The organism is Photorhabdus sp. S10-54 (assembly GCF_963878145.1).
Classification (GTDB): Bacteria; Pseudomonadota; Gammaproteobacteria; order Enterobacterales; family Enterobacteriaceae; genus Photorhabdus; species Photorhabdus kayaii.
Window position 1 is genome coordinate 84142 of sequence record NZ_CAWNXG010000005.1, and the last position, 24397, is coordinate 108538.

A 24397-nucleotide genomic window follows, 5' to 3' on the forward strand; every position below is an offset into this window, starting at 1 on the left:
TCTGTTTAACTTTTGCCTCTGTTTAACTTAGCGGGTGATACCGATATAGGTATCGAATGTCAGGTTTAGCTCAATAAATTCCGCTGGAATTAAGACCGCAAGGCTGATTTTTATGATCATTTTTCCGGCCTGTATATCGGCTTCACTCATTGATTCACCCACACCCAATAACACCTTGAACGCTTGATCTTCTTGGGTGCCTCGTAGCCCGCCGTTTGACCATAACTGACGCAGCCAGTTATGGGCTTGCCCTTTAAACTTCATCCAGGTGATGGCGTTATTGGGTTCAAAGACGAAGGCCCGGCCTAGTTGAGTCATATGGGCTTCGATATAAGAAACCAGACGACGGATTTGGATATAACGCCAGAGGGAACCGGGAGTATTGTCCAAGGTTCGGCATCCCCAGATCCTAATGCCTTTGCCGGGAAAGCTGCGCACCAGATTCAGCGAGGCGCCATCCGGGTTAAAGAGCGCATTCGCTTCAATATAAGAGTGTACCGGGCTAATGACTTTGGCTAAGGCAATGTTGGCCGGAGCGGTCCATACGCCTTGTTGGTTATCGTTACGCTGGATAACGGCAGCTACTGCGGCGGTGGGTGAAAGTATGATAGGGTTTTGCGCATTATCCTGATAGGCGCTTTTTAGTCGCGGCCAGTATACGGTGCCCCATTGTCGATCAGCGGAAGAAAACTGTTTTAAACACTCAGCGGCTAATGTCGGATCGTCTGGCGCATCCAATAACCCTATAATGCCGCGTCGGCTCTTGCAAAGATTGAGCACCGATTGCCAAAATTGTAACCAAAGATCTCTTTGAATATAGGAAATCTCTGTCTGATTAAAGCGGATAACATCCGGGGTGATAATCAGGGTAATGTCGTTCTCTGCGGAAATCGTTTGTGTCAGCCACGTTTGTTGTAGTGCGGTGATCAATGACGGAAAATCGCTTAATTGTTTCTCCGTACCCAGTGACAGCACATAAGCTTGTTGACCGCCGTTTTCAAAGAAGTGGCGCACGGAATAGTACATTAATCCTGACTCAGGAAATGACCGGGCAAAATCGGCCAGACTGTTAAGTTTGATAGCCGTTTTATTGACCAGCGACGAGGTATAACCAATAAAAACCGGTATACCGATAAACGTGTCATCCTGTTTTGGGGATATCATGTTTTCTGTGACGGTGACGCTCGGCTGTGTTATTTCCATTATCGTCTCCTTAACGACTGAATAGACGCGGTGTTTAACCGCGTCTCAGTACGATTACTGTGCTACATTTTGTGAAAACTGAAGGATAATAAATTCAGCCGGACGTACCGCGGCCATGCCCACTTTGACAATCATTTTCCCTTGTTTAATGTCGTCATCAGACAGGGTGATACCTTTACCAATTTGAACAAAGTAGGCTTCTTGTGGTTTATTTCCCGCTAATGCCCCTTGTTGCCATAAGGAATAGAGATAGTTGTCAATGGCTGACTTCACCCGTTCCCAGGTGGGCTGGCTGTTGGGTTCAAAGACGGCGGATTGCATAGCTTGTTTGATATCCCGCTCTGCGCTATTAAAGAGACGCCGTACCGGAATGTAGCGCCAGTTGTCATCATTTTGCAGAGTACGTGCGCCCCACACGACAAATCCCCGATGGTTGAAGTAGCGAATGGCATTGATGCCCTGCTGATTCATGGTGCCTTGTTCATCGTCATTGAGTCGTTCAGTGACATCACTAATTCCGCTTAGCACGACATTCGCCGGGGCTTTCCAGACACCACGGCTGGCGTCAGTGGCACAATACACGCCCGCCATCACTGCGCTGGCAGGAATAGTGTTGCCGTTGGCGGCTATTTTGTCTTGTATTGCTTTAACCGCTTGTTGATAGACAGTGAGATTTTTCTGTTTGAGTTGCGCCAGATTTTTGACTTCGCTTGCTGCCGCATCTTCATAACCTGAAACTGCGATCAGGCTATCTTCCACTGGAATAAGTTGTGAGACTTTCACTGCCGGATAGTAAGTTGCGGTTTGCGATTGCACATTAACGCCAGGTATGCTGGTTTTAGTTTGGCTGTCAGCGATAAGGAAATACCCGGCATTCAATAATGCGGGTGTTAAGCTGTTGTATATTGCGCTCTGGTAAGAAGAATCCTGTTCAGGGCAGACGATTAAAGTAATCTCCAGAGCTTGCTCAATTAATTCGGGGATTAATGCCGAAGTGGCAGTGTCTTGGGGATTAACAACGGGCAGGATATAGCAAGGTCCACCGCCATTTTGAAAATAAAGTTTTACCGCATCACTACTTGTTGTGTAGGTACCAACAGCTACAGCGTAAGTGTAACCGGAGCTTGTATTACCTGCGTTAAGAGCGATATCGGTTGTAGCAACAACTGTTGTATCGCCCGCAACTTTCCCGGAAGGCGGAGTGGGAGGCGGTGGCGTTGGCTTGGTCGATGTGATGGCGATTGACGTAATACAACCGACATTAAATAGATTCGTAAAATCCAGCCAGCTACTAACACGTACCGCTTTTGGGGTTGTGCTGGTTTTTTTAGGTTGGAAACGGCCAATAAAAACGGGTATTGCGGTGTTCCCGTGGCTGACAGAGAGCGATAATGACGCATCTTCTTCAACATAAACGCCGGGATAGGTCGGAGTTGTTGGCATGTTGCCTCCAATTATTGTGCGATATTCTGTGTGAACTGCAAGATAATGAATTCGGCTGGACGAACCGCAGCCATGCCGATTTTGACGATCATTTTGCCCTGCTTGATATCGTCATCGGTCATGGTGATGCCTTTACCGATTTGCACAAAATAAGCCTGTTCAGCTTTGCTACCCATCAATCCTCCTTGTTGCCAGAGGGAATGGAGATAGTTATCAATCGCCCGACGCACGGCCTCCCAGGTTGGTTGGCTGTTAGGCTCAAATACCGCGAAACTCATGGCGTTTTTAATGTCTCGTTCCGCGCTATTAAACAGGCGGCGAACCGGGATATAACGCCAGTTATCGCTGTCCTCAAGGGTTCTGGCTCCCCAGACCAGCGTACCGCTCTTAGGAAAGGTACGGATCATATTCAGCGCCTTACCTTGGTTATATTTTCCTTGCAGGTCGTCGGTCATCGGATATTTAGGTTGTAATCCTCCTTGAACAGGAACATTAGCGGGAGCTTGCCAGACGCCTCGGCTGTTATCGACACTAGCATAAATACCGGCCATGACGGCACTCGGTGGAATATCAACCAAGGTTCTCTTTTCTCCCCATTCAGCGGTCAGCCAGGGGTAGTAAACCGCGCCATATTGGGTTGCTGAATAAGATTTAAGAACATCGTCTGGTTGTAGACTTGAGGTTATTTGGGTGGTTGGGCCATCAAAAATGGCGAATAATCCTTTGCCTAATTGGCAAAGTGTCCCGACGGCGGTGGTGATCTCTTCTCCGGCAGCAACCAATAGCGTGACATCATCAAGTACTGGAACTTGCTTTTCTAAATCTTGCGTTTTGACGAGATAAGCATATCCACCGCCGTTAATAAAATAGGCACGCAGTGCGATATCCAGTTTATCGGAAGGATTAAATTGTCCACCTTTTAGTGTTAAATACTCCAGCCAGTTACTGACGCGAATATAGGGCTTAGCTGATATTAATGAATGATTATTTGTGACGGCAAAAACAGGCACTGCCGTTGCACCCGAACGAACCGAAAGTGCGGGTGAAGCGTCCTCTTCAATATAAACGCCGGGATAAGTTGGGGTTATTGGCATATTGTCTCCAAGTTCTTGTGCGATATTTTGCGCAAACAGTAGGATGATGAATTCGGTCGAACTAATGGGCCATGCCAATGTTGATCATCATGTATTAGCGCATGGATAATTGGCGATGTCAGACGATTATCTTCTTCAATATAAACAACGTAATAAATCGTTATTGTCGATCTATTAAGGTGCTTGAATGGTGACTCGATCCGCGACCAATGCGATTTCTTGAATAGCGATATCATTGCTGGTGGCGTCAAAAGAGGGGGAAGTGAATGACGTTGGGAAGGCGTTTGTCACATTCCAGGTCATCAGAATTTCGGTGCCGGCTTCATTGGTCAGGCTAATTGCGATATCTTTTTTCTCAACTTGATTAAGTTGAATAGAATTAATCCAGTCAAAAAGCTTAGTGTCGCCGGAGAAGACGCCTTTACGCAGGGTAATATTGATAGATTGACGTTGGCCCGGCATTTTATAGTAATTACCGGTACCATCTTTATACTCGATGACGTCATGAGAAATATCTAGCCCGGAAACGTTGTTAAAAGGGATTTTCTCATCACCAATAGAGACAACAAACCGATAAGCAGGAATGGGATAGTCAACAGCAATTTGTTCTGGAGTTATAGCCATGATTTTTTCCTTGATTGTTTACATTTGAAATATAAGGAAAACGTCTATTACTTTGTTTTCCTTAGTACCTAACGATTGGGTATAGCTACCGCAACAACCTGATTTATAGAGGTTATTTTTTATATGAAATAATTTAGAGCCTATTCCTCTTCATTACAAAAAGGCCAAATAAAATAGCCTCAATGTGCTAGGTAGTTATTTGACGATTATTTAAATCACCTCTCGTGAAACGAAATAATTATAGATACGGAATTTCCAAGTGCGATTATCAATTAATAATAATAATGATTGTTAATTGATATAGCAGGTTTTGATAATTTTATGCATCAGCATATCTTGATTGATTTCTATAAATAGGGAAATAAAAACGCCCGTAACTTTAATCTGGATTAATACTTCAAATCCATGCTATCGCTTATTGCCAGATGGTTGTGTTTTGTTTTTCAAGTTATACCCGTTATCTTTCAAGTTGCCTCTTTGTTGGCGGCATTCGCTCACCCCGGTCACATAGTTTGCTATGCTCCCGGGGATTCACTCCCTTGCCGTCGCGATGCATCTTGAAATCCATAGGGTATATCACTATTTCATTTTGGTACAATTGACGCCATGTAACAAAGATGTCTGGAGGCAATTGTAACTTCGGGGATATTTGATTTATTCATTCAGAGTTTCCCTGTTATCATCAGCGCTGCATGGATTGTTTTAAACGGCAGCAACAGTGATAAAGGAGCATCCAATAATGGAACAGCACTATATCCCGCATACCAGTTAGCGACACGCTCATTTTTAGCATCAATCAGCAACGCAATCCCACCTGCCTGAGCTGCAAGTGACTGCTCCCCGCCGTAAAAAACGGCGAGGCTTCCCACTTCTCAGGCTCATGATTCTGCCTTGTATGGCGATATAAAAACTGATTCAACAAACCATCGCCACAATCGAAGGCTGCACGATCATGATGCTTGCTGATGGGTTCTTCGTGCCAAGTATAGTAACGTTATGGCAGTTCCGGCAAAGCAAAGGCAACAGCCATGAGCTTATTGTTGGGAGCCGGTGGATTATCCAAAAGGTCCAGGGCATATAAACTGTCTTTCTCTGTCAGTTCAAGCTGTTCGTTCTCATCGATAATCTTCCGCGTTGCCGAGACGACGTTGCGGATCACAAATTCGGTCAGATTGGTGTGTTGTATGGCTGCTGCACGCATCAACAGTGATTTTTCTTCAGAGGCAATACGCAACGACATACGGTTATTGGTTTCTACTGGGATTTGAGGCATGATTGAAGTTCTCCATTTTGTACGCATTAAAATAGTACACATACTAGGTATGGGTATATAACAATCAGTACACTTTCAAAGTGTACATGATGAGTGTCAAATACAAACGTTTTTAGTACAACTGCGACGGCTATTGATCAGACTCCGCATATTCCAGGTGAATGTCACATCTGGCAGACTATAACAACCGTTTTTTGAGTGAATTGATAACCTCAATACTATTACCGTCTTTACCAGGTGAAACGATAGCATCCTCCGATAATACTTTGACGTTCACCTTACCGTTATCATTAGCCAGCAGTGCATAGCTATAGCCGGCTCTAATAACCGGTCTTCCCGGCTTGATTTCATCGTAGTTAAAAACACTGACATTTTCTGCGGTATTATCAATCACAACCGCCTGTTTTCCCATATAGGTAATAACGCTCTGATCATATTCTGCAAAAATATTCACTAAATCGTTATTTTGTTGGTTAACCGCAATCGGTTTGCTATCCGATAAAAGGGCTTTGTGACTCTGACCGGTAGTGACAACGCCATCTTGGCCGGTTTTCCATTCATCATCACCCGGTTTCTGGCCCGTATGATAGGCAAAGAAATAATTATCCTTCACGGCATACACCATGGTACAACCGCTTAATGTCCCGGACGTGACAATGACCGGATACCCAGGCCGAATATCTCGCAAGGCAATTTTTATTCCTACGGTTCCCGATGCGCCATTAACTACATTAATGCCGGTAATATTGTGGCCTAATCTATTTTTTCCCCAATGTCTTCCTATCGTTCCAGAACCCGATTCTGAAGAGGTCACTTGGTCACCACTAAATCCCATAATAACATCATGAAAAGGGTTCTCCTGACCAGAGTCACTATTTCTCAAAGACCTTGCCTGAGCAAGTTGCTGATGGCTGTCATAGCGATGCGCTATCACCGGTATGTCGATTGGGGCATTATCGCTACCCACTAATAACCCCTTGTTCTTTAGCGGGGAAATATGCCCTTTATTAAGTTTGCTGTCTGCGGTAGAGTGTTTGAACATTAATAAGTCCTCTAATTAATTAAATTTGCTACGTTTAAGATTTATCTGAAAATAATTATTCAGATGATCTGATGCTATGAGTTTGAAATCCATAAGGCATATGTATTTAATCATAAATTTAAAGAGTAGGTATTTAATTGAGAGATATTTTCAGATTTGTCTTGTTTTTACTATCAACATTTTGATGTAATAATTACCTGACTAATCAGAAAATAATAGAATAGATGGATTTAAAAATTAATTATTATGGAAAATAACGGGAGCTATGTTATCAAATACAGCTCCCGGTTTTTCCATGTAAGTTATTATAATCTAGAATACTTGTTTCAAGTTTACTATTTTCTATTTTTACGACTTTAGAATATTGGGGGGCTGTTTGTTAATTTTATAATGATGAACATATTAGGAATAAGTAATATATAAATTAATTATCATTGATATTCTTCCTATTATACCCAGAAACTTTCATATCTTTAGAGATAAAGGTGTCGGCTTCAATTGAAGGCTTACTGAATGACCACCGATTAGATTTAGATTTTATATTTATGATATTAGGGGCTGCGGCTATTTTCTGATAGTGAAGTTGCCATTGTTTTTCCTCCGGGTTAAATTTTAGGAATGCAGAACCATAGGTATTTTCCATAACTTTGCCATCGGCTTCGTGGTATCCATAATCGCAGAATTCCATTGCTGCAATCATACCCATTCCGTGATCAATATTTTGGTTATTATATTCAACGTCTTCTTGACCACCTTGTACGTGCCGAACCCGGAGAATATCTTTATTCATTTTATCGACAACAAATGAACATCCACTGAATCCTGGGGTGAATACATACTGTGGATGGCGACTGAGATTGGGTTGTGTTGGGATATCAACATATCCTCCTTGTGGGGCCCAATAAGCTAAAATGGACATGTCTTTATCCGGTATTTCATTTTGCCAGGTATCGACAATTTTTAATGCGTTGAATGGCACAGTTTCATCTGATGGTTTAATTTGTAGTGCCTTGAACACCAGATTTCCGCCTCCTTCTTTGTTATTTAAAATATCTTTTACTCCTTCTGACATTTTTATCTTTTGCGGATTAATTAAATCGGTAATAATCGGTTGTGAAGTTAGTGCACTTTCACTTAATATATCAGACATTGCTATTGGAATTGCGCTATATTGTTTTTGTTTAGAATGAGACGGAATAAAAGGTTGTGCACCTTCTATATTCCGTTCATTCCCTGTTCTTAACTTTTTCTCTAACGGTAAATCCAATCCTAATCCTAGTGAGCAGCTACTCATAGTATTATATTCGTTAGGATATATCGAGCGTTTTTCCATTCTATTTCCTGAATGTTGAATTTTTTCACTGTATTTGTTGTTTGGCATATTATCATCTGTTAGTTTTTAGTGGGAATAAATAATGTATTTTTATTCTATTGATATATACCCAATGGATTTCAAGATGCATCGAGACGGCAAGGGAGAGAATCCCCGGGAGCATAGCAAACTATGTGACCGGGGTGAGCGAGTGCAGCCAACAAAGAGGCAACTTGAAAGATAACGGGTATATTGTGTTTTTACATAAAGGTGTCAGCTATATTAATAATGAAGATAAAATTAAACTCCAATTAATTTGTCAGAGTTCTCTTTGGAAATAATAATACCGACACTATTGATCTCAACAACAGCACTTTGACTATTTTGCCATTTTGCAAGAATATCTTTTATTTGTGGTAAATGAATTGAATGGGTAATGCCAGAAGTTTCAAGAATAACACTTATATTTTGCTGACTTTCATTATTGCCTATAGCGAATTCAGTGATCAGATTGACTTTAGCTAGGGCAAGGCGAATATCCTCCGTACCACCTAAATCGGCACACAATTTATCTTTCAAAGCTTGATTTATTTGTGAATTATCTATATTTGGTTTTTGATTCACAGAAGAGGATATTTTTCTGATTGGTATTACACTGTCTTCAATATTTTGTAATTTCATTGGTACGGTAATGGAATACATTAAAGAGAGGCGAGGGCGATTACCGAGAGCTTGCCAGAAATTACCTAAGCTATTTAAATTCTCCTGTTGGGGAATAATTCGAGTATAGGCACCGGGAATGCCGGTTAATTGACGGTTGTTAATTAATGCATTCAGAATACGAGTCATCACTTTCGCCGCCTGATTATTGGGCTGACTATCCGGGCTTGAACTGTCGCTTGATGGTTTATTGGCATCCCAGTAAGTAATTAAATAGTTACAATTGATATTGACCCATCCCGGTAATAGTGTGCTGGTCATCGGGTTATAGCGTCTTGGTTCGGCAGAACGTAATTGAAGATCTTCATTGATATCATAAAGAAATACACTAACCGTCGGTTCCGATTGAATGGAATTAATTTCGGGTAGATCAAAGCGGATATCAATCTTATTGCCATTGGTATTTAAATACTGGGATAAAATAGTATTTAATGCATTATTTACTTCAATAATTGCATTGTCAGAAGCAATTAGGGTTGTCATGTTTATTCCTATTCTATTGAATGTTTAAAAAGCCAATCGGCCTGTTTTACTTAATTCGAGTGTAACCGCCCGATCTAAATGTTGATTTTCGATTTGTTCACAGTGGTCATTTTTCGCTAACATTGATGCTAATAAAGCAATATTTCTGATATTAGCCCCGGTCAAATCAGCTCGTTCAGCCAGATATTCAAAATCAACTTCATTGGATAATGTCAGTTGTTCCGGCCAGATGGCTTGCCACATTTTTTTACGCAATGTTTCATCAGGGTAAGCAAAACGGGTAATAAAGGTAAAACGGCGGTTAAATGCGCTGTCTAAATGGCTGCGATTATTGGTGGCTAAAATCACCAATCCCGGATAATTTTCTAGTCGTTGCAATAAATAAGAAACTTCAATATTAGCGTGTCTGTCTTGGGCGTCTTTGGTTTCGCTGCGTTTGCCAAATAGAGCATCCGCTTCATCGAAAAATAGCACTCCAGAATCCGCTTCGGCTAAATCGAAAATACGGGAGATATTTTTCTCCGTCTCACCAATATATTTATTCACCACGGTAGAGAGATCGACTTTAATTAGATCAACACCGAGATGCCCGGCAATCACTTCTGCGGCCATGGTTTTTCCGGTCCCGGATTCTCCGTAAAATAGTGCACTAATGCCGGTGCCATAACCGATTTTTTCCCGAAAGCCAGTAGCCAGAATTTGGTCACGATAATGAATAGCAGCAATAATTTCTTTTAATTGTTGCGCTAATGCGCCTGAAATGACTAAATCATTAAAGCTACGTTTGGGGGTTATTCGTTGAGCTAATTTACCGAAGTTTTGTTGGGCGCGGAAACTTAATGCCTTTCGCAGATCGATTTCTTCCAATTGACCGTTTGGTTCTCGGAGTATTTGATATTGACTCGCTTCTTTAAGGATTTGCGGCAATGTTTCTGCGGTAAATGAAAAACGTTGGCATAACTGAGTAATATTGATTTCCTGAGCGATATTATCCGGTAAGCTTGTTTCGAGCATGGTTTTTTTATCTGCCAGAGTAAGTGCGGGCATATTAATTTGCACTATTGGCAGATGTTTAATCCATATTAATGAATCTTGTGGTTCTGCTAGACAAACTACGCGTAATTTTGGTTGGTTTAATAATGTAGATAACTCGTTGTGCCATATTCTCTTTTCCTCTGTCAATAAAGAAAAATTGCGGATTAATAAGCAGGCATCGTGTAACCTGACTTCCCGGACTGCATCCATCAGCAAGTTAGATATTGCTGCGGTGTTCTCTTCGTCCGGCAGACGGGCTAAATCCAGGGTTAAGGTACTAATATCATGAGACGCCATAATATGACTGACAGCTAATTCTCTGGCGCTATCCGGTTTTCCTCTGAGTATGACCAACGGGCGTATTTCATCGGTTTCATTTAGTAATATCTTTTCAAGTGAATGACAAAGAGTTTGTGGATACCAACGATGTGAGGCCGGAGAATGCCAATAAGCACAGGTTGTCAACGGCGGTAAAATAATTTGCTGGCCTGATAAGCAATGCCAGACAGCGCTATGAGTTAGAAATTGGGTTTGTAGCCAAATAGACTCTTCGTGATTATTGAGCCGTAATAGTTGGTTATTGATTAACGGTGTTTGTGGTAAAAAGCTGTTTTGCAGTAATTGCCGGTCACTTTGGCGTTGGCTAAATAATTCAATAGCTAAAGCAAAACTCGGCCACTGTTTTTTACTGTTACCGTGCAGAGCGGAAAATAATGCATGATAACGGTTATCGAAGTGCGGTAATAAACCTAATAATAAAACATCCCGTTCAAATTCAGTGAGATCAAAACGTTCGACTAATAGTGATAATGCATTGGGGTTTTCTTCGATTTCAGAGAAATTAATAATATCATCCTGTTTGGTTATCCAATGAGGAATACCTTGTGGCTTTACCAAATGCTGTTCTAATTCATCTTCGTTAAGTAGAAAGCTTTCCGGTAAATAATCGTATTTTTCTCTGTTTTGGTAATAGTAATGCTGTAACCGCAAATCAATACGTTCCAGATGGGGATAAATCCAGCGTAATTCTGTCACCATATGGTGGTTGTTTTTAAGTAAAGAGTTCATATAAACCTGTTAAATGTTTCGCCAGTCGATTAATAAAGCGTGGTCCAGCCAGGGAAGTTTGGCGATATTTAATGGCCACGGCCAATCGGCCAGCAATGCATCAAATGGTTGTTGCTGAATGATGATTTTAATTTCCTGATCATTGATCAGCAATTCACCTGGTCGTTGTAAAAACAGTTGGCGGACGTCACTGTGGCTTAATTTTTTCCAGCCGGGAAGTTGAGTAATAACGGTATCTAGACATTGCGCGGTTATTAATTGTTTTTTTTGTTCAAGAGAGATTGATTCACTGTTTTCATCAGCCGTTAATCCACACAGAATATTATTGAGTCTCTTACGTTCTGCCGGTGTTTCTTCGGTTCCCCAAATCAGATGGTCAAGGAAATTAACGGCGCTGAATCGGGCTTGACGATGAATAAATTTTTGCTTCTCAAGTAAACCAAGTTGATTAAATAGTGCGGGCAACATCGGCCATAAAATTAATATTCCCGCATTACTGACTTGGCATGGAAGGACTTGTTCAGGTAATACAGTTCGTTCAGAGTGTGGTCTGTTAATAGTTCGAAGTGGGTTAGGTCTATTTCCTCCTGTAACCGATGTTGATAATGCTTGCTGATCTTCGGCAATTATCTTTTGGTTTGTCGAATGTTGATATTGCTGAACGTTTGAGAAATTAACGTTATTCATGGTTGATTTTTTACTGGGTAGATTTTTATCTGTGTGGTTTGGCATAAAATATTCCAACAGATATTGGTATTCTTCAACCGATAGATGCTTTTGGCAAAGTCGTGAAATAGAAACGGTTTGCCAAAGTTGTTTCAGCCAACTATTTAATGGACTATTATCGGTCATAGTCTGGCGGAATAATGTAATAACAGATGCAGCATTAAGTACGCCGTTATTGAGTTCAGTTGTAATACGTGAAATGATTTTCGCATTGGGTTTAGGTATATCCTGTGCATTATGTCGATGTAGATATTCCAGTACATTAAGTATCAGTTGCCCGGAGGAGACAAGCTCCTCCTGATGTTGTGGTTTGTTTACTCTTGCGGATAATCTGCGGTTGATGGCGCTTAATAAAGCGGGTTGCTTGATCGCCAAAAATCGTTGTATACCGTGTTCAGATAGGCAGCTTTTTGCCAATAGCAATATCCATTGGTTCTCTATCTGTGCTAATTGATGGGTAAGTTTATTAATATCTTTATTATTGGTTATTGCCTCCAGTGTATTTAATTGGGGATCTTGTTGATATAACGAGTGAATAAAATTCTCTGCATTAATGAAATTATTATCGCCAGATAAAGATAACTTATTGATAAATTTACTGGATATTGATTTATTCAGTAGAATTTCTTCTTTATGATCGTTTACCTGATATTGGCTAAGTGCTTTATTCAGCTCTATCTTTAGACGAGCGGGAAATAATGAATTAAAGTTATGGAGACTTATTTCACCAAGGTTCAGGGTTAATTTCTCTAAAGAGATATCTTGATGAATTTCATATTCATCAAAGTATGAATTAAGTATTTTATGTATATTGGTCTGATTAAGCACGGAGCCATGCAATACTTTTTTAGCTACCTGTTGATTATTAGCTGCAATAGTAATGGTAATCCGATTTAACAGATTTGGCTCCGAAGTCATATCGATATTTCCTTGGTAATGAGTAAATAATAGGTAATTTAAGTCTGTATTTGTAGAATAGAATTAGAGTTTCATAATAAAAGCTAATAAGTAATAAGGCGGAATTACATCAACTCTATGATAATGTGAAGGGGATGATGCTGTTGCCACGTCCATACCCTCTGAGGTTAATTTAAATTCGCCAGAAGTCCAGTGTGCAGTATTATTAATAGGTTTTCTCACATCAAGGTTGACAAAAACCGCAGTTGGTGTTGTATCGTTGTGATATTTTTTTTCATTACCACTACCACTGGCTGAATACTGGCTCTTTCCTTTATCAGAAAAGTTATCTCCACACATGACAAAACGATTTCTTAAATCTGGAACTGTAACCCCATCATAAGTTCCTCCATCACAAAAAGCCCATCCAGTAGGAACACTACTACCAGAGAACATCACAATCATTCCTCTGGGGAGTACTTTATTGGGATCAATACTGACTCCGCTATTGTCTACCTTAATGCCATTACCAGCTTTGACAGATACTGTCTCATTACCTACAATAATGCCATCACCCTGACCGACGGTTATTCCACCAGATCTGTCAATCAGACCATCATTAAGTTCTACAGAGAAAACATTATTTCTGAGTCTTAATGAAGAATAACGGGAATTTTTAGTTTCCCCAATATTTAAACTGACTCCGTTACTGTCTACCTTAATACCTTCACCAGCTTTAACTTTTATCCCTTCATTAACTATTTCAATACCGTAATGATTATCGACTTCAAGTTTATCGTTGTTAATTCTCAATCCTCTGCCGGTATTGACTGCTAATCCGCTATTATCAGCTAATAAGCTTTTATTTTTGATTTTTACGCTCACACCATTGTTATCAGCTTGTAAGCCGCCGCTAGAGTTAACCTTTACCGCTAGTCCGCTATTATTATTCAGAACTAAGGCTGAATTTGGATTATCCATCTGATTGGGCGCTTTACCAACAGCCCGGCGGCCCATATCAGCAATATTAATTAGGTCGGCATAATCGGTTTGTAATGGAATACTGCCTTCTTTAAATCGTCTTCTTAAATCATCTGCTGATGGGCCATTTGATTTGATATTTTCCATATTGGATTCTGCATTAGGTAGATTAGATTTTTTTTCCATTTTTATTACCTTATATATGATATTGGATTATTCTGATTTAAATGTCTTGTATACCCTTCATCCTTCAAATTGCTGCTTTGTTGGCTGCTTTCACTTACCCCAGTCATATAGTTATCTATGCTCCTGGGGATGCGTTCACTTGCCGCCGCGCTGCAACTTGAAATCTATTGGGTATAGATGTTTCTGTATAATTAAACAGGAAGAGATATTTAATGTTAAAATAAATTTTTTGTGATGATATATTCATTTGTTTTTATATGGGATAAATTAATTTCTATTTTTGATATTATTTTTATTAATCATTGCATTTAGTTTAGTTATTCCTCCGGTATAAGGTACATATAATAATTGATCACTTTTTATGACTTCTTCATTCCATTTATCTCCAGACTTACCAATTACCTCAATACGTTGCTGTTTAGTGGCAATTCGCATATTACCAATACCGGTTGCATCAGAAGGTAGGCGTCCCAAGGTTAAGGTTTCTAAAATATGATATGCCTCGTCCCCTAAAGGTGCGCCATTGTTTTGCCAACGTTTATAGGTGCTGGCAAAATCTTTAAAATGTTCCGGTGATAGCCAGTGAATAATCATCGAAATATGCGCGGGAAATTCAGCGAGAATCTCCTTTTTCACCCAAGACTCCAGCTTGTAAGGGTCAACTTTGTCATTCTCAATTAACTGACGATTAACGACCACACTAACGACAAATGAGAAGCGATCGGCCAAGGCGTACTTTTCGCTGGAGAAGTACCAGCGATAGCGCCATGCTTCGGTCTCTTTTGGAAAGTCTTTATGCTGTGAGTTTTGATTGCGTTTAATTAATATCTTGCCTTGAATACGATCAAATTTAACCACCCGTGCTTTGAGTTCATATTCAGGCGGTTCAGGGAGAATTGTACGAGCTGATATTTTTTGGGTTGGCCCAGATGGGGTAATGACATATTTCAGGGTGATTTCATCATCGACTTCGATCATGGCAGGGAAGGGGCTTTGAGCACTGGAAGTAATCCAACGTTCATCTTCGGTAACATTTTTATATGTCTCATCGGCATAAACCAATTGATAATCCATATCTTCCAGCCACACTGGGCTATTTTGCCAGCGCAGATTACCATCATTAAATGCCAGTCTTATTCTGTCAAGATTGCGTTCCAAATCGCTACTGTTACGGGTGTTAATGGAGAATGAATTTCCTGTCACTTCGGTGATCATTTGGCCCCGTAATATAAACTCTCTATCACCTTCAATAATAATCAGGTTAATTACCTGACCTTGTAATAACCGACCTGCAATACCTTGCTGGGTGATGATGAGTTGATGATTTTTAAAGCCTGAATTCTCTTCAATTATTTTTAGATCGTCAGGTTTATGTTTATCATCGAATTTCGCATCGGGTTTTATTGGTAAAAGCTGACGATGCTCAATTAAATAGAAAGGCAGGTTAGCCAGATCGGGTGTGTCGCTGAAACATTCTCCGCCCAAACCTAACCGGGCAGCAATTCGTTTTTGTAGCGCCGACACTTTATCAATCCGAATATTATTACGTTGATAGATTAGTTCGGGTTGTTGAGCCAGATAGCCTTGCTGAGTAGACAGAAAATCTTTGAAACCCAACAGTGAGTTTGATGTGAGTGGTCTGGCGGCAAGTTGAGCACCAAAATAGCCTAACAGATGATTCAGAATTGTCGCCTCTTTTATATAGTTTGACTTCTGAATATGGTTATCAGTATAGATTTGTGAATCACGGCTTAGTTTTGCGGTTAAATCAGCAATGATCTGTTGATGAACGTTGTCACTGACCGTATTGGCTTTAAAAGGCCATTGTACACCGTGTACCGTTTTCCCTCGTTGTTTAAAGGCCAGTAATTTCGGTAACAGAGCCAGTTCAGCACAGCCGTTAGCCAACATTTGTTCAAATGGCAGCATAAATTGGTGCAACTGCATTTGTTGTGGCGTAGGTTTACTGGTCTGCAATCCATAGCAAGCCGGTAACTTATTGCTTACCGGGTAATAATCCAGAACTTTACGATGTTTACCCCAATGCAGTAATTCTGGCTGTGTATTAATCAGGGATTCTGTAATAAGCTGTTTCTCTACATCTTGTTTAGCAACAGCAATTTTAACGCCCCCTTTGGCAATAATGGTAAGCGGGCTGTTTGCTGAGGTAATTAGTGCCAATGGATCGTTACCCCATAGTCTGGGGTAATATCCCTGAGCGATTTTCCAGGACCAATTATCGTCCGACAATGGCGTAATGGTTTCGTCGTGATTAGCTAATGCCAGCAGGGTTACACTTTGAATACCTTTAATAGCTAATAATCGGTTAACCAGATGGCTTAAATTTAATACGGTAGCGCCGGTGTAATCTTTGACTTGAGGTAATGTCGGTATCCAACCGTGATGTAAATAAGGGCCGGAAAATATCTCTTCATGATTGTAACCCTGATCTTTCATGACCTGAGTGGTATAACGTTCGGGTTTTGCCAGCACCATCTGTTCCGCCGTCATATAAACTTGGGCGAAAATATCGGCAAAATCGATGACGTTCTCTTCAAGTTCAATATCAATCTGCAAGGGGAGATCAGTAGGTTGCAGCCAGATAATGTGACTGACGGATTCCCCCAGATTACGGTTATCTTTTAGGAAAGCGTGGAGCTTTTCCTGAGCCAGCTTATTATCGGCCTGCGTTTCCCGGTTAGGGAGTAAATAGAGCCAGTAATTTCCTCTTAGCGCTAATTGGCTGTCTGATCCGGAGTTTTTAAAGCTATATTCACGTTTCTGTTTGTTATACCAATATTGATAACGTTGATTTTCAGGTTCACGAATTAATTGGACATCATTAAAGAAAAAATAATCTTCGTGGGTGTCATTAATCGTGTCACTGCTGTGCAGGTCTAGCAAAGCCCGGCGATAATCCTCCGCGGTGATGGGGCCACAGGTCAGCGTTTGTTGTGGGCCAAATTCTTGGGGGAAAATACCGTCGCCGGGTATCTGTTCCTCTGGCTTTGGAGTAAGAAGATCTCTCAGTGGTAATGAGTGGCGATAGGCCAGATCGGAGGCACCATAACAACAGGCTTCCAATAAGGTGATACCGGGATCATTTTCACTGGTATTGCTCCAGCATTGGCCGGATTGCTGCTCAATCACCGTTTTGGCCTGAGTGAGTAAGGCATCGAAGGTAATATCGTCTTTGACGATGGGAAATAGGGCATCCTGATGATTCATTGGTTAACTCCTTGGTTTAAGGGGCGCGGCTCTGGCCAGACTAAAATCAGCACTTCATCATCGGCGGCTTCGATACTTTTACCCACGGCACCGGTGACTCGGTTAGCGATGGTTATGCTTAAATCGGTGACGCGTTCCACCAGAGGAGATTGCTGGATCGTGGCTAATAACTGGTAATAATCAATGCGATTACCGGTTGTCACGCCGATAGCGGCATTTTCGCCCCACGGCATATATTTGCGGCTTAACTCCTGTTGTAGCTGATGATATCCGTAGTCGGGGTTAACACCTGCGATAAAGGTCACTTGGTAGTTCACATTAACGTCAACGTAAGTGGGATTGCTGATCTCAAGGGTTGCCCAAGGGCTGCTGAGTTGTTTGATCCATTCGACCATCTCTGCCAGCCGAGCGGGGTTTAATTTTGGACGCAGCGCATCATCGTTATCTTTGTAACGGCTGTCAGGAATCACAATCAGTTGCTGTTTTTCCGGTGCCGGGATTTTGGTTAATTCACTGGCAGAAGGGTATTTGACATCAAACAGGCTGATAAATTGCTCTTTTAATAAAGTGACAATGTTGCCCCAACTCAGCGCCCGGTTACGGTGAGATAGCCGGGCAGGGAGTCGGGTCAGGAAGGCTTGTTCGGTTTCTGGCGGGCGACCGTTCCACGAGGCCCAAGGTTGAGTTATTTCATCGATTCCAACAGATGAGTTCACCGGCTGTTTAATGCTGCCGACAGCTAATCCATTTAGCAAGTGATCCGACTCAATGGTTTCTGCGTTAATTAGAGTAGCGGTTATAGCGTTATACAACAGTCCTTTAATTCTTGGATAATTAGGCGGTTTTTCACCAGATACCGTTGGTACCATCTCAGCTTTTAGCCAGTATTTATCTGTTGGCATTAGAGAGGTTTGATTTGAAGCGTTTTGTGGTAACAAAGTTCGCAAAGTTCCCCGATCAAACAGGTTGCGGGTTTGGTCGTGAACCAGTTGGGTTAATGACTGCCATGTATTGTCTTTATTAAGATAAAACCAGGATATGGAGAATTCCTCAAAGCCGTCTAACTGCCAGTATAGAGATAAAGTTTGCCCCGGTAATACATCGGTAAAGCCTAAATAGAATGTATTATTGGCTAGTGATGATATATTTGCTTCTCCCCAATTTATGGTGGTAGATTGAACTTTGACATCATGGGATGTTTCGCTAAAAAGTTTAATACCGTTTTCAGGTAATTTAATATTATCTGAGTGGCTTAATATTATTGCCGATTTCCAGTCGGTGTTATCTTTCCGATGCCAACGCAGATCGGTCAATTTTCCTTGATTCGCTAATAGATCGGTATCTGATGCATATTGTAACGGATTTCCGGCGCTATCCTGTCCGGCATCAAATAGGGTTCCTTTAGGGATAAAATATTCTGCATTATCTGTATTTAAGGTAATGCTTAAAGCAACGCTATCTGCTTGCGCTTTTTTAGGTTTCAGCCCCAATAATTCCCGGTAGTAAAGATTACGGTGCCGGGCCGGGAAGGTATTGAATAATATTTTGGTTGTTTCTAAGAGTTTTAAAAAAGCCAAAACAAAAGCTTGATGGGCCGGTAAAAGACCATCGGCTTTATTAACATTTTGGTCAATGTCGGCTAATTGTTGAGGATGATTTGCTTGAATAAAGTAAAAGCTATCCCAGAACTGTTTTTTCTCTTGATCAAAAGGAATTTTTTCAGCATAAGCTTTAAGCCAGTTTAAAATATCTAGCGTGCTTCTTTCATCAAGTTTAAATTCAGTATCTGGCACAATTGCAGAGAGTTTATTTTCTAACTCAGCCTGTCCCATATTTTACCACCTGTTATGCAATTATTCCCGATATACCCTTCATCTTTCAAGCTGCTGCTTTGTTGGCAGCTTTCACTCATCCCAGTCACATAGTTATCTATGCTCCTGGGGATTCGTTCACTTGCCGCCGCGCTGCAACTTGAAATCTATTAGGTATAGATTTTCAGGGGATCGTGATTATTTAAAATTAAAGTTGGAAAAATTATTTATCCGGCAGTGACCGCATATTGACTGGCAATAAAACGGCCTTTGCCCATACTGGGGGCTGTTACATCCGGGCCACTCGATGGATTATTGGCTGGCTGTGTCGGGGTAAAACAGGCGATAAATTGTTGTCCGACTACAATCACCGTGACTGGACTACGGCAGAAGTTTACCTGCTGGCTGGCATCCAATTGAGCAATGGTGACTATTCCCATGCCGGGAACCGGGTGGCTTGGGGTAATATATTGCGCTTGCAGTTGGACCTTTTTTTCATCACCCACTATGACGATCTTTTTGCCTTGAATTTTGACGTGTCCGCTACCCCGGATGGTTGCTGGCCCCAGAATGGTGACTTGTCGGTTGCCAAATAACGGTTCGAACAGCAAATTGTCGCCATCCACCACCAGTTGTTTGCTCATAAACTCACCTGCACCCGGCCTTCATTAACTTCAAGGGCGCCTTCAATTTGCTGGCCGATTTCGCTGCCTCTCAGGGTGTAAGTGACCTGAATATGCAAGGTATTGGGCATGTCTGTTCTCTGATTTACCTGGATCTCGCTGATATCGGCGCGGGGTTCATAGCGCAATACTCGTTCTTCAATACGGGTTTGAATTTCGACCATCATTTCGTCACGGATATTGGCAAACAGATAATCATTCAGGCCGCAACCATAATTCTCATGCATAATTCGTTCGCCGGGTTCGGTGAGAAAAAGAATTTTCATATTTTGGCGAACGTTTTCTGCTCCTTCCGCTATTGCTACGCCGGTTGCTATTTCAGGATGCGCATTATCTTTGATAGAAAATTGCGGCGGAAAGGCCCAACCCCGACCATAAATATCGGCTAATACTGTGTTGGTTAATACTGTGTTTGTCATCTCATTACCTTAATTATTGGGTTAAATTAATTTTCGCACCTTTAATATCCACCCCGGATTTCCCGGAAGCAGACAGCGATTTTTGGGCCTCTATTTTAATTTCCTGAGCATTGGTAATGAGGTTTTTAGTCGAATTAAGCGTGATATCTTTATCCTGTTGCAGAGATAAGGTATGTTTTCCGCTATTTAATGCGAGGGTTTTATCTTTATTATTGAATAATAATTCCTGCTGGTTCTCCCCCTGTTTAATCACTAAGGTTTTCACCGGATTTTTTTCACTCGGTTCTAACGGTGCCTTGTTTTTAGGGTTGTGCATGGAGCCTAATATCACTGGGAAGCGGGGATCACATTCAAAGAAGCCGATAATCACCTCATCCCCCGGTTCCGGGTAGAAGCAGAAGCCGCTTTCATGGCTGGCGTAAGGTTTACCCAGGCGGGCGAAAAGGGTGCCGTTGGTTAAGTTTAAGGCCGGTATTTTGACCGGAATACGACCTAATGACTGGCTATCTCGCTGGTATTTTTCCACGATCCCGACATGCAGCTCTTTCGCCTGCGGTATAACTTGCTCTGTTTCCGGTAGTAGCCCCAGCGTTAGCCGGGTACGCCAGCCTTGCCGCTGATTGATGGTCTGACTGACGCCGGTGATAATCGCCTGACCATCCATCCCCTGACCAAAGCCGTTTAATGCCAGCACATCACCGACGTGATAACGGTTATCGCCTTCGACCTCAAAATTACCGGAGACGTTATGACTTCGGCGGTTATTCAGGATACCTTGAGCAAGCTGTTTGGCCTGTTCATTGTCCAGCGGATGGCTGAAAACCCATTGCCATGCTTGGTTGGTCAATGATGTCAGGTTATCTGTGGCGAGTTGATTGCGACCCAGTCCGCTGCTTTTTGCCTGATGGGCTTGAGACAGTTTTTGTTGGGCGATATCCCAGGATTGTACACTCACGGTTTTGGGGCTACGTTGATTATCCCATTGTAAATTAGCCTCAAATAACACCGCATCCTGATGGTTAGCCCGCTGGTGGATGGTATGTACGGTTGACCGATTCAGTGATTCCGGGGAAACCAGCGTCACGCTATCGTTACCGGGCAGTAGCCAGGTGTGGGTCGCGAACAGCCGACTTTTTAGAAAAGTCCAGTCATTACAGCGAAACTGTACCATTTGCTCATGCACCGTTTTAAGCTGAGGCGCTTGTTTTATCGTGACAGGGATACCCGCTTGGCTAAACAGCTTCTTGATAATCGCCTCATCACTCTGTTTGTTGAACAGTTGTGAGTGGAAGTTGTGAGTTAATTTTTGCAGCGAATGTTTGGCGGTCAGAGTAATGATGCTGTCCTGACCTTTAAGCCCCAATGTTTGCCGAACGATGTTCCCCTTAAACACCACGGTTTTTTCAATCTGCACGCTAAACTCATGATTCGGATGGCAGCTTGCCAGTTCAGCTTGCGCCTTGGCATCAAAGATATGATTTGCATCACCGGCAATACCTAAGGTGATGTTGGCCGAGGGGATGCCATTGATATGATGGTTTACTGTTAAGCTGATAACCGTAAAGTGGTTGAGTGTTTTGTCGCCTATTTTGAGCGTTATCGCAGGTATCTTCATGCCTTCCCCCGTGCTTGCAGCGTTTGCCCCGGCGTGAAATCATCAAGATTATCCAAATCGTTTTGCCAGGCCAGCGAGAGATAATCAATCCCCCCTGCCAAAGAAGCTCCGGCGCTTAAGGCGATCAACGGCAGAGAGAGCATATCAGTGACGTTAACCGCAGTAGCCGGGGGTGATTTTAATTGCTGCTCGGTAGCTTGAATGACAAAGCTTTCATCTGCTGCCAGAGATAGGGTAGCGCTGGCCCGCAACGGTGTGGCGTCCCGGTCAAACAGGGTATAGTGAATGCTGAGACCACTGGCGCGACAGGCAAAATAGCCTTTATTTTCCCAACGCATTTTGCCCCATTTGATTTTAAGAAAGTGAGGGACGTTAGTACTGGCATCCACGGCACATAAGGCTTTTAGCGTTGCCAGTTGGGTTTCTACCGGCGTGTTGTTGCTGGGCATGGCGGCATCAAATAACAGGATTAATGATAGACCCGCCGGTTGGGATAACACATAGCGGCTGCTTTGGCTGGCACTGTTAATGCTTTCATCCTGCTGATAACGGGTTTGATAATCGAGCTGGATGGCATCAGGGTTATACATCGCCTGTAAACTGCCTACGGAGATTTTCCCCTCGCGGTCTTTGAAGGCGGTGAGGGTGAGTTTGGACAGGCTGCGTTCAATTAAGCTCATAATGACCTCCTGTTTCACGCAATGCATCTAATACTGCTTGTTTCACCTTTTCAATCAGGTGGGCGTTATCCAGCGCTTCCTGCGCCAGTGTTCGTGGAGTGACCGAGTGACTCGCTGAGTCGGTGACTTTGGCCTGAATAATCAACTCCTTAATTTCAACAGTCATGCTTTCACTCCTAACCAGCGCATATCCTGATAACGTAATTCCAGTGCATTCACCAAAACGGTATTGCTATTGGCATCAAGGTCGCCGGTAGACCAGCGAACCGGCAGGGCGTTACTTAATGTCCAGCTTGCTACGGGAACTGAATGTTCATTCAGTAGCATGATGACCACATCGGCATACACCGCTTTCTCGCCGCGCAGGACGCGATCAAATACCCAGGTCAGCGGCGTAACGGTCATCACGCCGCGTTCCAGCACCAAACTGCCGTGTTGGATCTTCTCGGCTAGCCAAACGTTTCTGGCATTTTCTCCGCCCTGACTGTGTTGGGTGGTTTGCAGTTCGCGGCTGAGGCCCGATATCCGTTGGAAGGCAATGTCGAGTGGGCTAGGGATGTTGTTAAACAGAAAACTGGCGATAAAACGGTGTGACACCGACGGGGTGTATAAGTTGTTCATATTTTGCCCCTGTTTAATGGGTGATGCCGGTACGGGTATCAAATGTCAGACTCAGCTCAATAAATTCCGCCGGAATTAATAGCGCCAGCCTGATCTTCATGATCATTTTCCCGGCCCGCAGATCCGCTTCGCTCATCGATTCATCAACGCCCAGTAACACCTCAAAGGCTTGATCTTCCTGAGTGCCCCGTAGCCCGCCATTTAGCCATAACTGACGTAACCAGTTGTAAGCCTGACCTTTAAACTTCATCCAGGTGATGGCGTTATTCGGTTCAAACACAAAGGCTCGGCCCAGTTGAGTCATATGGGCTTCGATATAGGAAACCAGACGGCGTGTCTGGATATAGCGCCAAGGAGAGTCGGGGGTGTTGTCCAGCGTGCGGCATCCCCAGATCTTTATCCCTTTGCCGGGAAAACTACGCACCAGATTCAGTGAGGTGCCATCCTGATTAAACAGGGCATCTGCTTCAATATAAGAGCGTATTGGGCTTATAACCTTGGCTAATGCGACATTCGCGGGTGCGTGCCAGACCGCCATTTGGTTATCGTTACGCTGAATAATGGCGGCCACCGCCGCAGTCGGCGAAAGAACAACAGACCGATCTTGTTCCTGATAGGCACTGTTCACTCTTGGCCAGTATACGGCGCCCCATTGCCGATCACTGGAAGAGAGCTGCGTTAAACATTCCGCAGCCAATGCGGGATTATCGGGGGCATCCAGCAATCCCATGATGCCACGTCGGCACTGGCAGAGGTTAAGTACTGATTGCCAAAATTGTAGCCAGAACTGAATCTTGTCGTATTGATCGATTTCTGAATCGGGAGCATCCATCTGATTCAGATAGACAATATCGGGGACCACAATCAGCGTGATAGCACTCTGTGCCGCAATCGCTTGTTTAACCCAATCTTGTTGTAGGGTAAAGCTCAATGATTGAAAATTGCCGCGTGGTTCATCAGATCCTAACGACAGTACATAGGCTTGTTGACCCCCGTTGTCAAAAAAGTGACGCACGGAATAGTACGTTAATCCTGATTCACCAAATGACAGGGTAAAGTCGGTCAGGCTATTTAACTTGACGGCGGTTTGGTTGTCTGGACTTTTTGCGGTGTAACCAATAAAAACCGGTATACCGATAAATGCCTCATCTTGTGGCTGGGATATCAGGTTCTCCGTGATAGTGACGCCGGGCTGTGTGATTTCCATTCTCGGTTCCTCAATAGAACAGGCGCGGCGAACCGCGCCTCAGTAC

The 24397-nt window shown here is 42.7% G+C and carries 21 protein-coding genes; all 21 read right to left on the bottom strand.

All coding sequences use genetic code 11. The features are described from left to right. Positions 1-27: 27 nt before the first annotated feature. Positions 28-1203 (bottom strand): phage tail sheath family protein, encoded by a 1176-nt coding sequence (locus tag AACQ83_RS04415; RefSeq protein ID WP_112876594.1) that lies wholly within the window; start codon positions 1201-1203, stop codon positions 28-30. A gap of 54 nt (positions 1204-1257) precedes the next feature. Then, on the bottom strand, positions 1258-2646 hold the full coding sequence (locus tag AACQ83_RS04420) for a phage tail sheath family protein (protein WP_112876593.1): 1389 nt from the start codon (positions 2644-2646) through the stop codon (positions 1258-1260). An 11-nt stretch (positions 2647-2657) separates the two neighbouring features. Then, a complete protein-coding gene (locus AACQ83_RS04425) occupies positions 2658-3740 on the bottom strand; it encodes a phage tail sheath family protein (RefSeq protein WP_112876592.1) in 1083 nt (360 codons plus the stop codon). 174 nt (positions 3741-3914) lie between these two features. Further along, entirely contained in the window at positions 3915-4364 is a 450-nt protein-coding gene (locus AACQ83_RS04430) for a phage tail protein (protein WP_088372255.1), read from the bottom strand. A gap of 662 nt (positions 4365-5026) precedes the next feature. Beyond that, the gene (locus tag AACQ83_RS04435) at positions 5027-5233 is read right to left on the bottom strand and encodes a hypothetical protein (protein ID WP_370446042.1); all 207 of its coding nucleotides are present in this window, start codon (positions 5231-5233) and stop codon (positions 5027-5029) included. A 125-nt stretch (positions 5234-5358) separates the two neighbouring features. Further along, positions 5359-5637 (bottom strand): type II toxin-antitoxin system TacA family antitoxin, encoded by a 279-nt coding sequence (locus AACQ83_RS04440; RefSeq protein WP_112876591.1) that lies wholly within the window; start codon positions 5635-5637, stop codon positions 5359-5361. A gap of 178 nt (positions 5638-5815) precedes the next feature. Next, complete coding sequence (locus tag AACQ83_RS04445) at positions 5816-6679, bottom strand: cytotoxic necrotizing factor Rho-activating domain-containing protein (protein WP_112876590.1); 864 nt, start codon at positions 6677-6679, stop codon at positions 5816-5818. Between the two features lie 424 nt (positions 6680-7103). After that, a complete protein-coding gene (locus AACQ83_RS04450) occupies positions 7104-8012 on the bottom strand; it encodes a hypothetical protein (RefSeq protein WP_112876589.1) in 909 nt (302 codons plus the stop codon). 279 nt (positions 8013-8291) lie between these two features. Beyond that, a complete protein-coding gene (locus tag AACQ83_RS04455) occupies positions 8292-9194 on the bottom strand; it encodes a DUF4255 domain-containing protein (RefSeq protein ID WP_112876588.1) in 903 nt (300 codons plus the stop codon). Positions 9195-9218: 24 nt separating this feature from the next. Beyond that, positions 9219-11297, bottom strand: a complete 2079-nt coding sequence (locus AACQ83_RS04460) for an ATP-binding protein (RefSeq protein WP_112876587.1) — start codon at positions 11295-11297, stop codon at positions 9219-9221. 9 nt (positions 11298-11306) lie between these two features. Then, positions 11307-12941, bottom strand: coding sequence for a contractile injection system tape measure protein (locus tag AACQ83_RS04465; RefSeq protein WP_112876586.1), 1635 nt, complete (start codon positions 12939-12941; stop codon positions 11307-11309). Between the two features lie 63 nt (positions 12942-13004). Continuing rightward, a complete protein-coding gene (locus AACQ83_RS04470) occupies positions 13005-14087 on the bottom strand; it encodes a tail fiber protein (RefSeq protein WP_112876585.1) in 1083 nt (360 codons plus the stop codon). 267 nt (positions 14088-14354) lie between these two features. After that, complete coding sequence (locus AACQ83_RS04475; RefSeq protein WP_112876584.1) at positions 14355-17315, bottom strand: hypothetical protein; 2961 nt, start codon at positions 17313-17315, stop codon at positions 14355-14357. Next, positions 17312-19147 (bottom strand): hypothetical protein, encoded by a 1836-nt coding sequence (locus AACQ83_RS04480; protein ID WP_112876583.1) that lies wholly within the window; start codon positions 19145-19147, stop codon positions 17312-17314. The genes AACQ83_RS04475 and AACQ83_RS04480 overlap by 4 nt, the downstream gene beginning before the upstream one ends. A 206-nt stretch (positions 19148-19353) precedes the next feature. Next, on the bottom strand, positions 19354-19770 hold the full coding sequence (locus AACQ83_RS04485; protein ID WP_112876582.1) for a hypothetical protein: 417 nt from the start codon (positions 19768-19770) through the stop codon (positions 19354-19356). Next, positions 19767-20228, bottom strand: coding sequence for a GPW/gp25 family protein (locus tag AACQ83_RS04490; RefSeq protein ID WP_112876581.1), 462 nt, complete (start codon positions 20226-20228; stop codon positions 19767-19769). The genes AACQ83_RS04485 and AACQ83_RS04490 overlap by 4 nt, the downstream gene beginning before the upstream one ends. A 13-nt stretch (positions 20229-20241) precedes the next feature. Continuing rightward, complete coding sequence (locus AACQ83_RS04495) at positions 20242-21843, bottom strand: phage baseplate assembly protein V (RefSeq protein ID WP_112876580.1); 1602 nt, start codon at positions 21841-21843, stop codon at positions 20242-20244. Beyond that, entirely contained in the window at positions 21840-22523 is a 684-nt protein-coding gene (locus AACQ83_RS04500) for a CIS tube protein (protein WP_112876579.1), read from the bottom strand. Before AACQ83_RS04500 ends, AACQ83_RS04495 begins: the two co-directional genes overlap by 4 nt. Continuing rightward, positions 22510-22689 carry a DUF5908 family protein gene (locus tag AACQ83_RS04505; protein WP_112876578.1) on the bottom strand — a complete coding sequence of 60 codons (180 nt, stop codon included), beginning with the start codon at positions 22687-22689 and terminating at the stop codon, positions 22510-22512. The genes AACQ83_RS04500 and AACQ83_RS04505 overlap by 14 nt, the downstream gene beginning before the upstream one ends. After that, complete coding sequence (locus AACQ83_RS04510) at positions 22686-23144, bottom strand: phage tail protein (protein WP_112876577.1); 459 nt, start codon at positions 23142-23144, stop codon at positions 22686-22688. Before AACQ83_RS04510 ends, AACQ83_RS04505 begins: the two co-directional genes overlap by 4 nt. Before the next feature lie 13 nt (positions 23145-23157). Beyond that, positions 23158-24351 carry a phage tail sheath C-terminal domain-containing protein gene (locus AACQ83_RS04515; protein ID WP_112876576.1) on the bottom strand — a complete coding sequence of 398 codons (1194 nt, stop codon included), beginning with the start codon at positions 24349-24351 and terminating at the stop codon, positions 23158-23160. Positions 24352-24397: the final 46 nt, after the last annotated feature.

Bases quoted from the DNA above. Each gene is read 5' to 3' on its own strand.
- AACQ83_RS04415 (WP_112876594.1), bottom strand. From the start codon at position 1,203: ATGGAAATAACACAGCCGAGCGTCACCGTCACAGAAAACATGATATCC.
- AACQ83_RS04420 (WP_112876593.1), bottom strand. From the start codon at position 2,646: ATGCCAACAACTCCGACCTATCCCGGCGTTTATGTTGAAGAAGATGCG.
- AACQ83_RS04425 (WP_112876592.1), bottom strand. From the start codon at position 3,740: ATGCCAATAACCCCAACTTATCCCGGCGTTTATATTGAAGAGGACGCT.
- AACQ83_RS04430 (WP_088372255.1), bottom strand. From the start codon at position 4,364: ATGGCTATAACTCCAGAACAAATTGCTGTTGACTATCCCATTCCTGCT.
- AACQ83_RS04440 (WP_112876591.1), bottom strand. From the start codon at position 5,637: ATGCCTCAAATCCCAGTAGAAACCAATAACCGTATGTCGTTGCGTATT.
- AACQ83_RS04445 (WP_112876590.1), bottom strand. From the start codon at position 6,679: ATGTTCAAACACTCTACCGCAGACAGCAAACTTAATAAAGGGCATATT.
- AACQ83_RS04450 (WP_112876589.1), bottom strand. From the start codon at position 8,012: ATGGAAAAACGCTCGATATATCCTAACGAATATAATACTATGAGTAGC.
- AACQ83_RS04455 (WP_112876588.1), bottom strand. From the start codon at position 9,194: ATGACAACCCTAATTGCTTCTGACAATGCAATTATTGAAGTAAATAAT.
- AACQ83_RS04460 (WP_112876587.1), bottom strand. From the start codon at position 11,297: ATGAACTCTTTACTTAAAAACAACCACCATATGGTGACAGAATTACGC.
- AACQ83_RS04465 (WP_112876586.1), bottom strand. From the start codon at position 12,941: ATGACTTCGGAGCCAAATCTGTTAAATCGGATTACCATTACTATTGCA.
- AACQ83_RS04470 (WP_112876585.1), bottom strand. From the start codon at position 14,087: ATGGAAAAAAAATCTAATCTACCTAATGCAGAATCCAATATGGAAAAT.
- AACQ83_RS04475 (WP_112876584.1), bottom strand. From the start codon at position 17,315: ATGAATCATCAGGATGCCCTATTTCCCATCGTCAAAGACGATATTACC.
- AACQ83_RS04480 (WP_112876583.1), bottom strand. From the start codon at position 19,147: ATGGGACAGGCTGAGTTAGAAAATAAACTCTCTGCAATTGTGCCAGAT.
- AACQ83_RS04485 (WP_112876582.1), bottom strand. From the start codon at position 19,770: ATGAGCAAACAACTGGTGGTGGATGGCGACAATTTGCTGTTCGAACCG.
- AACQ83_RS04490 (WP_112876581.1), bottom strand. From the start codon at position 20,228: ATGACAAACACAGTATTAACCAACACAGTATTAGCCGATATTTATGGT.
- AACQ83_RS04495 (WP_112876580.1), bottom strand. From the start codon at position 21,843: ATGAAGATACCTGCGATAACGCTCAAAATAGGCGACAAAACACTCAAC.
- AACQ83_RS04500 (WP_112876579.1), bottom strand. From the start codon at position 22,523: ATGAGCTTAATTGAACGCAGCCTGTCCAAACTCACCCTCACCGCCTTC.
- AACQ83_RS04505 (WP_112876578.1), bottom strand. From the start codon at position 22,689: ATGACTGTTGAAATTAAGGAGTTGATTATTCAGGCCAAAGTCACCGAC.
- AACQ83_RS04510 (WP_112876577.1), bottom strand. From the start codon at position 23,144: ATGAACAACTTATACACCCCGTCGGTGTCACACCGTTTTATCGCCAGT.
- AACQ83_RS04515 (WP_112876576.1), bottom strand. From the start codon at position 24,351: ATGGAAATCACACAGCCCGGCGTCACTATCACGGAGAACCTGATATCC.